The following is a 13,571-nucleotide window of genomic DNA, read 5'->3' as shown; positions in this document are numbered from 1 at the left end:
TCTTCTTGCCGTCGTTACGATTGGTGGTGCCTACATCATCAGTCAAAATATGTCTGAAGCGGATGATAATGCCGATGATATGCTGAACAACAGCGACCAATCAGAGTGCACAGGCGATTGCGCGAAGGCAAAAGAGGAACGACAAAAGAAACGCCGGGACGAACTTGAGGACGAGGCTGGCGTCGAGCAGAAAACCAAAGGCAAAACGAAGCACGGCGAGAAAGACGGCGGCATGAGTGAAGCCGACAAGGATTTTGACTCGCTCGAACCAGACAATTCTCGGCCGATCGACACGCAATACGGTCCGGGGCGCACTGGCACCCTCGAAGATGGCAGCAAGATCACGGTTCGCCCCGGCAGCAGCGATGGACGTCCGACGCTGCAAATCAGAAATCCGAATGGCCGGCAGACAGAAATCCGGTACAACAACGGTCCGGGAGCCTGACAAATGAAGTTGATTTCCGCCAAATCGCAACTCGACGCAGAAGAGCTCAAGCGCCTCGGTTATACCTGCCGTGTTCTGCCCGAATTTCCAAGTGAAGAAGAAATCGTCAAGACCACGAAGCTTCTTGAAGGTGAAAAAATAGAGTTCTGGTCGTTCGAATACGGGCACGATCCGGAGTATTTCGGACCTGACAATCTCCGCTCGGCCCTTGTACGGACCTACGATGAGTCACATAAAAATCTACTGATAAAGTTCGTTGATATCGACCTCTATTTCTGGGCGCCCGAAGAACACGAGTATATGCTGATGTTCGGACACTCCGACCTCGTAAAACGCGTTATGGACAGCGGCATATTTGGATTCACATTCGAGGAGTATCTTCAAAGTCCTGGTCTGTCTGACAAGACCGTAGAGGTTCTAAGGCGAATTGAAAACGAGTACACGATCGGCTTGTAGTTCCTTTACCTCTACTCGATGCAGTCGCGTGAAGACCGGATTAGAACAAAATTTCGAGGCGCTGCAGGATGCATTTGGTGCTGCCCGGAAGGCGCTGATTGCAAGCGGAGGCGCCTAAAGATGGGATCACCGCAGCGGCTCAAAAGACGCGCTTGGCCGGGGGCATTTCTGCGCTCCCTGGGCCATGCGTCATGGGCCGCGGAGCAGACCGCCTCAGGGATCAACTTTCTTGGCGGCCACGACCAGGGCCCTTCTCCGCATGGGCAGGCCCCGCCAGGCTACCAGCACTTTGGGCTTCACCACGATAGCCGTGCCCTCGCAGGCGGACGGGTCGCCAGCCTTGCTGGCGTCACCACACATGATGCGGCCGGGTTCATATCCTCGGCCAACGCGGCCTTCCGCGTACATATCCTCCGGCAATGCGAAGCGGTTAAAGATGAGCTGACCGTCCTGTCCGACGCTGTAAGCCGTCTCGACCAGCCGCGCCGTTATCCTGCTGCCTGTCTTCTCGCCCCTTACCTTACACGCGCGACTGCGGCCCTCGATTCACTGCCCGCCACGATCCCTGAAGGCATCCTGCCCGATGATCAGCAAAAGCGTATCGACACCGTCCGCGCGTTCCAGGCAGCACCCGAGCAGGCCCGCCGCGCGGCCATCTGACTTGGCCGAGATGAAGGCTTTTTCGATACGATCGAGAAAAATCCGCTGACGCCCGAACAGCGCCTCGCCGTGGTAACGGATGAAGACGCCACTCTAGTCCTTGCGGGGCCGGTTCGGGCAAAACCAGCGTGATCGTGGCAAAGGCTGCCTATCTGATCGCACGCGGCATCCGCAAACCGGATGACATCCTGCTCCTGGCCTATGGAAGAGACGCGGCCTCAGAGATGGCGGCGCGCATTGAAGAGCGGGCGGGCGTAGCGGTGGACGCTATGACGTTTCACGCACTTGGTAACAGGATCATTCGCGAAGTTGAGGGAACGGTGCCAGTGCTAGCCGACCATGCGAGCGATGATGCAGAGTTTAAAATGCTGCTGCGTGATATTCTGATCACCGAAGCAATATGAAGCCATCGGGAGGGGGACGCGGCCCCCCTGCTACCCCTTCGCCGAAACGAAGTGCGGTGATACCCCCCTCGCTCGTAAAAGGGTGCTGGCAGACGAATTAAAGGCTCCACAGTGGGCCAATCGGTTCGAAGAACCTTCGAGGAACTTCGTTCCGACAGGCAGGGCAGAGAGGATTATCCTTTGTCCTAACTCGTTGCACTCGTGCAATATGGGTTCTTTAGGCGGGACCTTTCCCTGTCTGGATATCTGATGTCTTGGAAGATTATCATTAGGTCAGGGACCGTCATAAGAGCAAAGCTCATTACGGGGCCATTACATCCCGAGAAAGCTTATGCCCCCAGGATACGTCTGACATGACCTAAGTAATTGAAATGAATGGCGCACCCGAAGAGATTCGAACTCCTGACCCCCAGATTCGTAGTCTGGTGCTCTATCCAGCTGAGCTACGGGTGCGTGCCAAAAGCGGTCGTGCCGCTTGCGTGGGCGATCCTCTAAAGCGTCCTTTGGGCGAATGCAATAGCAATTCGAAAAAAATCACGACTTTGGCTGCAGATGGCTGAGTTGCGGAATTTGCATCACTTTTCCGCCTGGGTGCGCGAACGATAGTCCTCCAGCGAAACCGGCCGGTCGGGGATTTCGATGCGGAACTGCGTGCCCGCCGCGGGCTTTTCGACGAGGGCGATCGTGCCGCCATGCGCAAGGACCAGTTCGCGCGCGATCGTAAGTCCGAGGCCTGTGCCGCCGCTGCGGGCCGAACCGCGGAAGGCGGCAAAGAGATTCTGCCGGGCCTTCATCGGCATGCCTGGCCCTGTATCATCAACGATGATGCTGACGACGCTACCGACGCGCTGCGCCGACACAGTGATGCGTTTGACGCCGTCGGGGGCAGTTTCGCCGGTCAACGCCTGCAACGCGTTCCGGCAGAGATTGTGAATCACGCGGAAGAGCTGCTCGCTGTCGGCATCGACCTCTATGTCCGGCGGCATCTGCTCGGCAAACTCAACGCCGCTCTGCGGATCTATCGCCAGCATATCCCGCACGTCCTGCGTCAGATCGTAGAGCCTGACCCGCCGGCGGCGCGGCGCCGATTCGCTTGCCTGACCAAAGGAGAGCACTTCCGTCGTATAGCCGACGGCGCGATCGATCGTGCGCAGCAGCTTCGGTGCGAAGCTCTTAACCATCGGATCATCGACATCTACGAGACGGTCCGACATCAGCTGCGCCGAGGCAAGGATGTTGCGCATGTCATGATTGATTTTTGAGACCGCAAGGCCAAGTGCCGCAAGATTCTTCTGCTGCTTCAGCGTCTTTTGCAGTTCCATCTGCATCGCCGTCAGACGCCGTCCCGCGACCGCCAGTTCATCGCGCCCGCCATCGCCCACGAAAACGTGCTGCGGGTTTTCCGGATCGGCTGAAAATTGCTGCATGTTGCCCGTCAGCCTGCGGATCGGGCGGATCAGGATGCGGTTAATCACGAAGAAAATCAGCGTCGCGGTAAACAGCGAGATCAGCACGGAGAGGAGCAGAACATTGCGTGCATAGACGAGCATCGCCGTGCGCAACGGCTTTTCCTTCATCAGCACTTCGACGCCCATGTTCGTCTCGCCGACCGGGCCGTAAACACGGATGATGCGGTTGCCGCCAAAAAGCAGCGTATCCAGCGCGTCTCGCATGGAACTGATCGGCGTGGCCTTGGTCAGGTCATACTGCTCATCGACGGATGTCGGCATGCTGCTCATCGCCAGAAGCCTGGAGGTGCCTTCCTTGCGAAGAACGATCGCCTTCGTGCCGGTCGCCGCCAATGTTTCCTTCTGCAAAGCGTACGGGAGTTCGACGGGCTGCAGGCCATCGATAACGATGGCGGCGGCAGCAGCCGTGTTCAGCTTGTCCTCCAGCCAGCGGATGCGCATGCTCGCGATGGAAGGGAAGAAGATCAGCACTTCGGCGAGCATGATGAAGAGGACGGTCAGCCAAAGCAGCTTGCCCGACAGGCCGCCGAATGCACCCGCCGGACGGCCATTTGCGCCGTCCGCCGCAACGTCGACAGTCGAATTTCCGCCTTGCTGTTGCTCCGGCATCGTCATTTCCGATCGGCTAAGCGCCTGAACCGAGACTTCTATAATAGCCGATCGAAGTGCGCTTTCAAATCTTCGCGAGCGACGGCAAGCCGTCACAAAAGAAAACGCCGCCCGCAGGCGGCGTTTTCCGACTGTCGACGATACTCAGAATTCTTCCCAATTCTGCGCGGCAACCGCCGCGTTGCCGTTGAAGGCCCGCGAGACGGTCTTCATCACGCGGCGCGCCGGGGAGGCAACCGGGCGGTGTTCTTCGCGGCGGGCAACGGCGAGCGGCGCTGCAGCAGCATTCGAAATCCTGAAATGGGCAATAAGGTTGACGAGACCGTCGGCTTCTACGGAGAGCTTGTGGGTCGCAGCCGAGGTTTCCTCGACCATCGCCGCATTCTGCTGCGTCACCTGGTCCATCTGGTTTATGGCGGTGTTGACCTCCTTGAGGCCGGTCGATTGCTCCTTGGCCGCCGTCGCGATCGAGTGAATATGATCGTTGATCGCGATGACGCGGGTTTCGATCTCGCCAAGCGCCTCGCCGGTTGCCTGCACCAGCTTCACACCGACGTGAACCTCATCGCCGGACTTGGTGATGAGCGCCTTGATGTCCTTTGCGGCCGTTGCCGAGCGCTGGGCGAGCTCGCGAACCTCCTGCGCGACGACGGCAAAGCCCTTGCCTGCTTCCCCGGCGCGTGCCGCCTCGACGCCGGCGTTCAGTGCGAGAAGGTTGGTCTGGAAAGCAATCTCGTCGATTACGTTGATGATCTGGCTGATTTCGCGCGATGCCTGCTCGATGCGGCCCATGGCATCGACCGCGTTGCGGACGACGACGCCGGAGCGGCCGGCATCATCCTTCGCTTCCGAGACCATGATGCTGGCTTCCTGCGCCCGTTCCGTCGAGTTCTGCACGACGGCCGTGATCTCGTCGAGGGCTGCGGAGGTCTGCTCGAGGGCCGCCGCCTGCTGTTCCGTGCGCCTGGAGAGATCGTCACTGGCAACGCGGAGCTCGTTGGTGTTGCCGTTGATCGCTTCGGTGGTCTCGCGGATCTCGAGCATGGTCGTCTGCAGCGTCTGGAACGTGTTGTTGACGTTCTGCTGCAACTCGGCGAAGGCACCCTGGAAGTCGCCGCGCATGGTCTGTGTCAGATCGCCATCCGCAAGACTTGCAATGACGCGGCGGGTTTCGCCGACGCCGGCATCGACGCTCGAAAGCAGCGTGTTGATATTGCCTGCGAACTGATTGAGATTCTCGTCCTCATAGTCCTTCTCGATACGGCGGCTGAAATCACCAGCAGCCGCGGCAGCGACCACCACAGACATGCTCGACTGCAGGTCGTCGCTCTTGGTGCGCATGGCCGCTTCCTGCGCATGCAGGCGCTTGATGGCCAAGCCGTTTTCCTTGAAGACGGCGACGGCGGCAGCCATCTCGCCGATCTCGTCCTTACGGCCGGCATAGGGCACATCCGCGTCGAAATTGCCGTTGGCGACTTCATTGATGGCGGTCGTTACGCGCTTGATCGGACGACTGAGATGATTGGTGCCGATGTAAACGCCCATACCGACGCCTGTCGAAATGCCGACGCCGGCAATGGCAAGCACGAGCCAGAACAGCGAAGCACGGAAGGCTTCGATCTCGGCATCGACGGCCTGCAGCTCGGCCTTGTCGGTCTTTACGATCGCATCGATCTCGGCCTGGAAGGCCTTTCGGTTCGCGCGGTTGGCTTCATTGTTGCCTTGGGTGTTGGCGGCTGCCGGTCCGACTTCAGTGCCGAGACGGACCGTTTCGGTGCGGAAGGTGCGGAATTCCTTGGCTCGCTCGACGAGCTTTGCGAAGCTTTCCTTCTGGCTCTCGGGAACGAGCGGCGTCCATCCGGCGATGACCTTGTCGATCTCATCGAGATTCGCCATCAGTCCCTTGGCGAAGTTGCCGGTATCCTTGATTTCCTTCGCCGCGTAGATGCCGCGGGCTTCCATAACTGTCGCCGTCACGAAGCGGTTGAGCCGCTCGCCAGCATAGGCACGCTGTGAGGCACTCTTATAGGCGCTGAATTTGTTGTTGTACTCGTTCATGGCAACAAGGGCGGTTGCACCAATAACAAGGGCGACAGCTGCCATAACGGAAACGAGCAAATTGATCTTGCCGCGGATTTTCAACGGAATGCCTCCTGAGGGACTAACGACAGTCTGGAAAGCAAATTCCCAGCCGATAGAATGAAGATCGGCTAAATGTCTTAATGTTACATTTCGAATGCGATGGTTTAGTACTCCAAAAAATTACCCATATTATCCGCCATCGACGGCGTTATTCGCATAAATTGCATAAACCTGAGTAAAAACATCACCGATGGCATGCCCATCAAGGCAAAACCGGCAAAATTCAACCTGTCGCCGTGTTGGGCGCAATAGTTAATACCATAATGCGAATTTTTACAGTCCTAAAACGGCTGGCCGATGAATCACCGGGCGATAATTGACTTCTTGAGGCTTCATCCGTATAAGCCGCCGCACGTTCGGTCACTTCGGTCTTTGGCCTCGCCCGTTCGAAAAACAACGCTCCTTGCAATATGCAAATTCAAGAAGGGCCGCACTCCGCGGTGTTTAAATAAATGAAGCGTACCTACCAACCATCGAAGCTTGTCCGCAAGCGCCGCCACGGTTTCCGTGCGCGTATGGCTACCAAGGGCGGCCGCAAGGTCATCGTTGCCCGCCGCGCGCGTGGCCGCAAGCGTCTTTCGGCCTAAGGCCGGAGTGCCCGATAACAGATGGCGGGCGAATTGACGACCACTGAAAAAAACACTGCAGGGCGGTTGAAAAGCCGCCCGCAGTTTCTTGCTGTCCGCAACGGCGAAAAGCGCAAGGGTGGCCTCTTCCTGCTCGAGGTTCTCGACCGGAAAGAGCCCGAAACCGAAGCCCGCGTCGGCTTCACCGTCACAAAAAAACATGGCAACGCGGTCGAACGGAACCGCATGCGCCGCCGCCTCAAAGAGGCGGTGCGACTTCATGTGGGGTTTGCAATGCAGCCCGGACACGACTATGTGGTTGTCGCGCGAAGAGACTGCCTGACGGCATCCTTCAAGGAATTGAGCGCGGAGCTTAAGGCACGCGTCGAAAACAAGCCGAAACACAGGCGATCCTCCGACGGACGCCCCAGGAACGTATGATGCAAAACAACCGCAATTATTTCATTGCGATCGCTCTCTCGGTGCTGATCGTTCTTGGCTGGCAGTTTCTTTACATGAACCCGCGCATCGAGGCTCAGCGCAAGGCGCAGGAAGCCCAGAAAGCGCAGCAGCAGAGCGAGCAGACACAGGCTCCTGCTGCAGGCGGCCAGCCCGCACCGCACACAAGTGGCGCCGCGCCGACCGGCCAGCCTGCAGCGACCGCAACGCGCGAGGAAGCGCTTGCAAAGGCGCCGCGCATCGCCATCGACACGGAAGCGCTCTCTGGCTCCGTCAACCTGGCAGGTGCCCGCCTCGACGACCTGAAGCTCAAAGGTTATCACGAGACGGTCGACAAGAGCAGCCCGATCATTACGCTTTTCTCGCCGGCTGACACCAAGGACGGCTACTTCACCGAACTCGGCTATATCGGCAGTGACCAGACCGGAACGGTTCCCGGTCCGTCGACCGTATGGACGGCGCCGGAAGGCGCCAAGCTCACCGACAAGTCACCGGTGACGCTGACCTATACCAATGACAAGGGCCTGACCTTTGCGCGTACGATTTCGGTCGACGACCGCTACATGTTCACCGTCACGGACAAGGTGACGAACAGCGGAAGCACTCCGGCTTCCATTTCGTCCTACGGGCGCGTTACCCGCTACAACAAGCCGACGACGCCCTCCGTCTACGTCCTGCACGAGGGCTTCATCGGCGTCATCGGCGACGGCCTGGTCGAGAGCAAGTACTCTGCCGTCGAGGAGGAAGCCGTCACGCCAGCCAAGTCCACCGGCGGCTGGCTTGGCATCACCGACAAGTACTGGGCCGCAACGATCGTGCCGCCGCAGAAATCGGCGTATGAGGCTCGCTTCTCGCATTTCACCGATGGCCAGCCGCGCTATCAGGCCGACTATAAGGAAGACGCCGTAACGGTTGCTCCCGGACAGTCGATCGAACTCAAGAACCTCGTCTTTGCCGGAGCCAAGGAAGTTCCGGTCATCGACGGCTACGAGGCGTCCTACCAGATCCCGCGCTTCGACCGCCTGATCGACTGGGGCTGGTTCTATTTCATCACCAAGCCGATGTTCAAGCTGATGGATTTCTTCTTCCGCTACTTCGGCAATTTCGGCGTCGCGATCCTGTTGACGACGATCGTCGTCAAGGGGCTGTTCTTCCCGCTCGCCAGCAAGCAGTACGCTTCGATGGCGAACATGAAGCGCGTGCAGCCGAAGATGGAAGAGCTCAAAGCCAAATTCGGCGACGACCGAATGGGCCTGCAGCAGGCGATGATGCAGCTCTACAAGGAAGAGAAGATCAATCCGATTGCCGGCTGCTGGCCGATCGCCTTGCAGATTCCGGTCTTCTTCGCGCTCTACAAGGTCATCTACATCACGATCGAAATGCGGCATGCGCCGTTCTTCGGCTGGATTCAGGACCTCTCGGCCCCCGATCCGACCACGATCGTCAACCTCTTCGGCTTGCTCCCCTTCGAAGCGCCCGCCCTGCTCCATCTCGGCGTATGGCCGCTGATAATGGGTGTGACGATGTTCGTGCAGATGCGCATGAACCCGACGCCCCCCGACCCAACGCAGGCGATGATCTTCAACTGGATGCCGCTGGTCTTTACCTTCATGCTGGCAAGCTTCCCGGCCGGCCTCGTCATCTACTGGGCTTGGAACAATACGCTCTCCGTTATTCAGCAGGGGGTAATCATGCGCCGCCACGGTGTGAAGATCGAGCTCTTCGACAATCTCAAGGGCTTGTTCCGGCGAAAACCGGCGCCATCGAAATGAATGAGGAAGCCTCGCTTCGGCGGGGCTTTTTCTTTTCGGCAACCTGTTTTCAATGAGGGCCCATCGGGACCGTTGGTTGACAAAATCATGCGAAACCTGAATCCCTTATGCGCAATGGATTAGGACGCGCTGGAAAAGCGGAATGACGCAAAACAACGAAAAGCCACTCTTCGGGCGGCCGTGGATCTTCATCCGCGGCGTGCCTTCCATGAAGTTCCTGCCACCGGAAGGGCCGCTGGAAGTGGCATTCGCCGGACGCTCGAATGTCGGCAAGTCGTCGCTCATCAATGCGCTTGTCGGACACAAGGGACTGGCGCGTACCTCGAATACGCCGGGCCGGACGCAGGAGCTGAACTACTTCGTTCCCGAGGGTTATTCCGGCGAGGGTGGCGACCTGCCGCCGATGGCGCTCGTCGATATGCCAGGCTACGGTTATGCGCAGGCGCCGAAAGACCAGGTCGACGCCTGGACGAAACTCGTGTTCGATTATCTGCGCGGCCGCGCTACGCTGAAGCGCGTCTACGTGCTTATCGACAGCCGCCATGGAATCAAGAAGAACGACGATGACGTTCTGAGCCTGCTCGACAAGGCCGCCGTTTCCTACCAGATCGTTCTCACCAAAACCGACAAGATCAAGCCGCCCGCGGTCGCCAAGCTGCTCGCAGAAACGGCGGAGAAGATCAAAAAGCGTCCGGCGGCCTTCCCATTCGTGATTGCCACCTCTTCCGAGAAGAGCGAGGGATTGGATGAGTTGCGCCAAGCCATTGCCGAAACGGTCGAGATCAAGAACTGGAATTGAAGGGAGGCGCCCGCAGGCGCCCCCCTCCTTCGCCCTTGGATCCTCCATCACGTCTTGGGCAGAAGCACCTTGTCGACGACATGGATTACGCCGTTCGACTGCTTGACGTCGGCGATCGTCACACGTGCCGTGCCTCCCATTTCATCGGTCAGCGTGATCTTGCCCATGCTTTCCTTGGCTTTCAGCACGCAGCCGCCCACTGTCTTGATGTCGTGCTCGCCGCCATCGTCCTTGATCATTTTGGCAACGGCCGTCGCCATCGTATCTGCTGCAACCATGTGGCAGGTCAGTACCTTGACGAGCGCGGCCTTGTTTTCCGGCTTGAGAAGCGTCTCGACCGTGCCCTTCGGCAGGGCGGCGAAAGCCTCGTTCGTCGGTGCGAAAACCGTGAACGGACCTTTGCCTTCGAGCGTGCCGACAAGCCCGCCTGCCTTCACAGCCGCGACCAGCGTGGTGTGGTCCTTCGAGTTGACGGCATTGTCGATGATGTTCCTCGTCGGGAACATCGGAGCGCCACCCACAATGGGGTTGGCGGCCTGCACAGCAAAAGCGATTGTGGATACGGCAGTGGCGAGCGCAATGGTGCGCAAAGCTCGCTTCATCATGATCATCCTCCTCACGTCCGGCGCCGGTTCGCGTGCGGAATGCCTCGGCCCGCCCGGACACCGAGATGTACGAGGGGATGCGAAAAGAGTTTCAGAGGAGACAATATTTTAGCGGCGATGCGTGGTGCCACTGGCGACAACCGGTCCTGTCGGGGCGCCGGTCGTCGAACCGCCAAAAGGCTCGAGGCTGACGGCGAGCGTCGTACCGTCGGCAATGCCGCCGCGCAGGTCGGCAGGAATGACAAGCTCGCCATCTTCATCCGACTGGAAAATGCCGAGCGATTTTGGATTGCCGCTTCCCGGCACCAGCCAGAGCTCCAGTGATTTTTTCTCAGTCCCGCCCGCCGCAACAGGAACGATGCGGACGCGGCCGCTTTGGACGTCGTAAGAGGCAAGCAGATTGACCTGCCTGTCGGCGGACGACAATTCGGCAACCAGTAGCGATTGGCCTTTCGGCGGTGGAACGTTGCCGGAGGCGAAAACAATGGCTCCGATCGCGACGACCAGCGAAGCGAAGGTCAGAGAGCGCCAGAAGACGGCGGAATTCCAAAGGCCGCGCGAAAAGGACCGCGAAAGCTCCGGTTCGCCGAAAAGGCGTGCCTCGATCTGCTTGAAGGTCTCCCGGCCCGGGCTCGCGGCCACTTCATACTCGTCGTTGAAAGCAGAGAGGTTCGTTTCCCAGCGGCTGACGATTGCGGCAAACTGGCGGTCCCGGCGCATGCGCTCCTCGACCACCCGGCGATCCTGAAACGAAAGAACACCAAGCACGTACTCGCCGGCGAGCACTTCATCACGGGAGCGGCCTCCCTTGCTTTGATCCGGCGATGTCATCGCTCCATGCACTCTCTCAGCTTCAAAAGGCTGCGCCGCAGCCATGTCCGCATGGTGTTCAGCGGAACGCCAAACTGATCGGCAAGTTCCTGATAGCTCAGTCCTTCGACATAGGCTTTCTTCACCGCCTGCGCCCGATCAGCTTCCAACTCTTCCATGCAGGTGTCAATCCGCCTTCCTTCATCAGACAGCACGGCCTGCTTTTCCGGGTCGAGGCCAGGATCGGGAAGATCGTATTCACCGTTCAACTCGTCGGCGACAGGCTTTCGCGCCCGCAACGTATCGATCGCCTGGTTGCGGGCAATCGCCGCGAGCCAGGAGGACGGCGTACCCTGGTCGGCCACGTATGCCCCGGAACGCTGCCAGATCTTTGTATAAACCTCCTGCAACGCCTCCTCGGCTTCAATACGATCGTTCAGGATACGCAGGCATATGGAGAAGAGTTTCGGGCTCGTCGCCTTGTAGAGATCGGCGAAAGCCTTCCGGTCGGCCATGGCGATGCGGCCAATCAATTGCGCGATTTCCTCGCTCGTCATGCCGCGGCCCATCTGTCTTGACACGATGCCAATAAACGGCGGCCGGCTCAAATTGACAAGAGGCACAGCAACTAATGCGCATGGCATTATTCCATCTGTCAAGAACTTGAGATAAAAGGCCGCGATCTATTCTGCGGGGTATGCCATGAACCAGTCCGAAAGCGAAACCCAAGCACGCCTTCTCGCACAGGCGCTGCCTTTCATGCAGCGTTACGAGAACAAGACGATAGTCGTCAAATACGGCGGCCATGCTATGGGCAATCCCGAGCTCGGCAAGGCTTTCGCCAGCGACATTGCGCTTTTGAAGCAATCCGGCGTCAATCCGATCGTCGTCCACGGCGGCGGACCACAGATCGGCGCGATGTTGACGAAGATGGGTATCGAATCGAAGTTCGAAGGCGGTCTTCGCGTCACCGACGCCAAGACAGTCGAGATCGTCGAGATGGTGCTTGCCGGCTCCATCAACAAGGAGATCGTGGCACTCATCAACCAGACGGGCGAATGGGCGATCGGGCTTTGCGGCAAGGACGGCAACATGGTCTTTGCCGAAAAGGCGCAAAAGAAGATCAAGGACCCGGATTCGAACATCGAGCGCGTGCTCGATCTCGGCTTCGTCGGCGAGGTCGTCGAAGTCGACCGTACGCTGCTCGACCTGCTCGCCCGTTCGGAAATGATCCCGGTCATCGCCCCGGTCGCGCCCGGCCGCGACGGCGCGACCTACAACATCAATGCCGACACCTTCGCAGGCGCTATCGCCGGCGCACTGAATGCCACGCGCCTGCTCTTCCTGACGGACGTTCCAGGCGTGCTCGACAAGCAGGGCAACCTCATCAAGGAGCTCTCGGTTTCGCAGGCACACGCGCTGATCGCCGACGGCACGATTTCCGGCGGCATGATCCCGAAGGTCGAAACCTGCATCGACGCGATCAAGGCCGGCGTCCAGGGCGTCGTCATCCTGAACGGCAAGACGGCCCATTCCGTGCTGCTCGAAATCTTCACCGAACACGGCGCCGGAACGCTGATCGTTCCGTGATTCAAGCTTGGCCCGCGGCGGCGAAGACCGCCTCGGCTGCCTCCTTCAGCTTTTCCATCATTGCGCGGTAGGGTCCCGGCCCATAACTGACACGGCCGACGCCGAGCTTTGCCAAGGTCTTCACATCCGGCACGCCTTGCCGCATCATGATGTTGACCGGCAGCCTAACCGCTTCGCACATTCGACGGATCAGGTCCTGGTTCGACAATCCCGGCGCAAAAAAGCCGCTGGCGCCAGCCTCTGCATAGGCGGCTGCCCGCTCGATCGCCTCATCCACCAGCAGAACATGCCGGTCGGGATCGGAGAACTTGAGGAACAGGTCGGTGCGGGCATTGATGAAGAACGGAATGCCCTTAGCCTCGGTCATCTCGCGTATGGCGCGGATGCGTGCGGCCTGCTCATCGATCGGATGCAGCCCGCTGCCGCCAACCACCTGGTCCTCGAAATTGATGCCGACGGCGCCTGCATCAATCAGCCTGGCGGCGTTGGCAGCGGTTCCCGCTTTCTCGGTCGAATAGGCGCCCTCGAAATCGACGGAGAGAGGCAAGTCGTTGGCCGCAGTGATCGACCGCACGGTAGCGACAAGCGCTTCCAGCGGGATTTTTTCGCCGTCCGCATAGCCTTGCGCCGCAGCAACCGACCAGCTGCCGGTCGCCAGTGCCTTGGCACCTGCGTCGCTGACAGCCTTCCCCGTGCCAGCATCCCAGATATTATAGAGGACGACCGGATTGCCCTTCTGATGCAATGCGCCGAACGCCTTCGCCTTTTGCGCCTGGTTCATGGAA

Annotated in this window: 15 protein-coding genes and 1 tRNA gene; 9 read left to right on the top strand and 7 right to left on the bottom strand. The window is 59.2% G+C overall.

What is annotated here, in order from left to right:
- Positions 1-49 precede the first annotated feature (49 nt).
- The 4 genes from RGR602_RS02310 to RGR602_RS02295 all read left to right on the top strand — a co-directional run bounded on the left by RGR602_RS02310 (position 50) and on the right by RGR602_RS02295 (position 1,965).
- The gene (locus tag RGR602_RS02310; RefSeq protein WP_223843966.1) at positions 50-445 is read left to right on the top strand and encodes a hypothetical protein; all 396 of its coding nucleotides are present in this window, start codon (positions 50-52) and stop codon (positions 443-445) included.
- A 3-nt stretch (positions 446-448) separates the two neighbouring features.
- Entirely contained in the window at positions 449-901 is a 453-nt protein-coding gene (locus tag RGR602_RS02305; RefSeq protein WP_039843763.1) for a hypothetical protein, read from the top strand.
- 120 nt (positions 902-1,021) lie between these two features.
- Positions 1,022-1,561: a hypothetical protein gene (locus tag RGR602_RS02300; RefSeq protein ID WP_039843762.1), complete on the top strand. Its 540-nt coding sequence runs from the start codon at positions 1,022-1,024 to the stop codon at positions 1,559-1,561.
- A gap of 128 nt (positions 1,562-1,689) precedes the next feature.
- Positions 1,690-1,965, top strand: a complete 276-nt coding sequence (locus RGR602_RS02295; protein ID WP_039843761.1) for a UvrD-helicase domain-containing protein — start codon at positions 1,690-1,692, stop codon at positions 1,963-1,965.
- A gap of 376 nt (positions 1,966-2,341) precedes the next feature.
- On the opposite strand, the gene RGR602_RS02290 is transcribed toward RGR602_RS02295, so the two are convergent.
- From RGR602_RS02290 to RGR602_RS02280, 3 genes are all read right to left on the bottom strand, one after another.
- A tRNA-Arg gene (locus RGR602_RS02290) sits at positions 2,342-2,418 on the bottom strand.
- 122 nt (positions 2,419-2,540) lie between these two features.
- Positions 2,541-4,043, bottom strand: a complete 1,503-nt coding sequence (locus RGR602_RS02285; RefSeq protein WP_039843760.1) for an ATP-binding protein — start codon at positions 4,041-4,043, stop codon at positions 2,541-2,543.
- Positions 4,044-4,187: 144 nt separating this feature from the next.
- Positions 4,188-6,185, bottom strand: coding sequence for a methyl-accepting chemotaxis protein (locus RGR602_RS02280; RefSeq protein ID WP_039843759.1), 1,998 nt, complete (start codon positions 6,183-6,185; stop codon positions 4,188-4,190).
- A 452-nt stretch (positions 6,186-6,637) separates the two neighbouring features.
- Between RGR602_RS02280 and rpmH the strand changes: the two genes are divergently transcribed.
- The 4 genes from rpmH to yihA all read left to right on the top strand — a co-directional run bounded on the left by rpmH (position 6,638) and on the right by yihA (position 9,781).
- Positions 6,638-6,772, top strand: a complete 135-nt coding sequence (rpmH, locus tag RGR602_RS02275; protein WP_016552555.1) for a 50S ribosomal protein L34 — start codon at positions 6,638-6,640, stop codon at positions 6,770-6,772.
- 21 nt (positions 6,773-6,793) lie between these two features.
- On the top strand, positions 6,794-7,192 hold the full coding sequence (gene rnpA / locus RGR602_RS02270) for a ribonuclease P protein component (protein WP_039843758.1): 399 nt from the start codon (positions 6,794-6,796) through the stop codon (positions 7,190-7,192).
- On the top strand, positions 7,192-8,982 hold the full coding sequence (gene yidC, locus RGR602_RS02265) for a membrane protein insertase YidC (RefSeq protein ID WP_039846596.1): 1,791 nt from the start codon (positions 7,192-7,194) through the stop codon (positions 8,980-8,982). Before rnpA ends, yidC begins: the two co-directional genes overlap by 1 nt.
- A 142-nt stretch (positions 8,983-9,124) precedes the next feature.
- Entirely contained in the window at positions 9,125-9,781 is a 657-nt protein-coding gene (gene yihA, locus RGR602_RS02260) for a ribosome biogenesis GTP-binding protein YihA/YsxC (RefSeq protein ID WP_022713523.1), read from the top strand.
- A 47-nt stretch (positions 9,782-9,828) separates the two neighbouring features.
- Here yihA and RGR602_RS02255 read toward each other — a convergent pair whose 3' ends face one another.
- The 3 genes from RGR602_RS02255 to RGR602_RS02245 all read right to left on the bottom strand — a co-directional run bounded on the left by RGR602_RS02255 (position 9,829) and on the right by RGR602_RS02245 (position 11,753).
- Positions 9,829-10,386 (bottom strand): fasciclin domain-containing protein, encoded by a 558-nt coding sequence (locus RGR602_RS02255; RefSeq protein ID WP_039846595.1) that lies wholly within the window; start codon positions 10,384-10,386, stop codon positions 9,829-9,831.
- Positions 10,387-10,494: 108 nt separating this feature from the next.
- Positions 10,495-11,217 (bottom strand): anti-sigma factor, encoded by a 723-nt coding sequence (locus RGR602_RS02250; RefSeq protein WP_039843757.1) that lies wholly within the window; start codon positions 11,215-11,217, stop codon positions 10,495-10,497.
- A complete protein-coding gene (locus tag RGR602_RS02245; RefSeq protein WP_039846594.1) occupies positions 11,214-11,753 on the bottom strand; it encodes a sigma-70 family RNA polymerase sigma factor in 540 nt (179 codons plus the stop codon). The genes RGR602_RS02250 and RGR602_RS02245 overlap by 4 nt, the downstream gene beginning before the upstream one ends.
- A 145-nt stretch (positions 11,754-11,898) precedes the next feature.
- Here RGR602_RS02245 and argB point away from each other — a divergent pair, with 145 nt between their 5' ends.
- Positions 11,899-12,786 carry an acetylglutamate kinase gene (argB, locus tag RGR602_RS02240; protein ID WP_039843756.1) on the top strand — a complete coding sequence of 296 codons (888 nt, stop codon included), beginning with the start codon at positions 11,899-11,901 and terminating at the stop codon, positions 12,784-12,786.
- A gap of 1 nt (position 12,787) precedes the next feature.
- Here the strand turns inward: argB and RGR602_RS02235 are convergent, their stop codons facing one another.
- Positions 12,788-13,567: an isocitrate lyase/PEP mutase family protein gene (locus RGR602_RS02235; protein ID WP_039843755.1), complete on the bottom strand. Its 780-nt coding sequence runs from the start codon at positions 13,565-13,567 to the stop codon at positions 12,788-12,790.
- Between the last annotated feature and the right edge of the window lie 4 nt (positions 13,568-13,571).

It is taken from the genome of Rhizobium gallicum bv. gallicum R602sp, assembly GCF_000816845.1.
GTDB lineage: Bacteria > Pseudomonadota > Alphaproteobacteria > Rhizobiales > Rhizobiaceae > Rhizobium > Rhizobium gallicum.
The sequence above is the reverse complement of the archived record's forward strand: the minus strand, read 5'-3'. Positions and strand labels throughout refer to the sequence as shown.

What these genes read in the sequence shown, in the direction of transcription:
- yidC (WP_039846596.1), top strand. Translation starts at nt 7,192, where the DNA reads ATGCAAAACAACCGCAATTATTTCATTGCGATCGCTCTCTCGGTGCTG.
- RGR602_RS02250 (WP_039843757.1), bottom strand. Translation starts at nt 11,217, where the DNA reads ATGACATCGCCGGATCAAAGCAAGGGAGGCCGCTCCCGTGATGAAGTG.
- RGR602_RS02310 (WP_223843966.1), top strand. Translation starts at nt 50, where the DNA reads ATGTCTGAAGCGGATGATAATGCCGATGATATGCTGAACAACAGCGAC.
- RGR602_RS02235 (WP_039843755.1), bottom strand. Translation starts at nt 13,567, where the DNA reads ATGAACCAGGCGCAAAAGGCGAAGGCGTTCGGCGCATTGCATCAGAAG.
- rnpA (WP_039843758.1), top strand. Translation starts at nt 6,794, where the DNA reads ATGGCGGGCGAATTGACGACCACTGAAAAAAACACTGCAGGGCGGTTG.
- argB (WP_039843756.1), top strand. Translation starts at nt 11,899, where the DNA reads ATGAACCAGTCCGAAAGCGAAACCCAAGCACGCCTTCTCGCACAGGCG.
- yihA (WP_022713523.1), top strand. Translation starts at nt 9,125, where the DNA reads ATGACGCAAAACAACGAAAAGCCACTCTTCGGGCGGCCGTGGATCTTC.
- RGR602_RS02245 (WP_039846594.1), bottom strand. Translation starts at nt 11,753, where the DNA reads ATGACGAGCGAGGAAATCGCGCAATTGATTGGCCGCATCGCCATGGCC.
- rpmH (WP_016552555.1), top strand. Translation starts at nt 6,638, where the DNA reads ATGAAGCGTACCTACCAACCATCGAAGCTTGTCCGCAAGCGCCGCCAC.
- RGR602_RS02305 (WP_039843763.1), top strand. Translation starts at nt 449, where the DNA reads ATGAAGTTGATTTCCGCCAAATCGCAACTCGACGCAGAAGAGCTCAAG.
- RGR602_RS02255 (WP_039846595.1), bottom strand. Translation starts at nt 10,386, where the DNA reads ATGATGAAGCGAGCTTTGCGCACCATTGCGCTCGCCACTGCCGTATCC.
- RGR602_RS02300 (WP_039843762.1), top strand. Translation starts at nt 1,022, where the DNA reads ATGGGATCACCGCAGCGGCTCAAAAGACGCGCTTGGCCGGGGGCATTT.
- RGR602_RS02285 (WP_039843760.1), bottom strand. Translation starts at nt 4,043, where the DNA reads ATGCCGGAGCAACAGCAAGGCGGAAATTCGACTGTCGACGTTGCGGCG.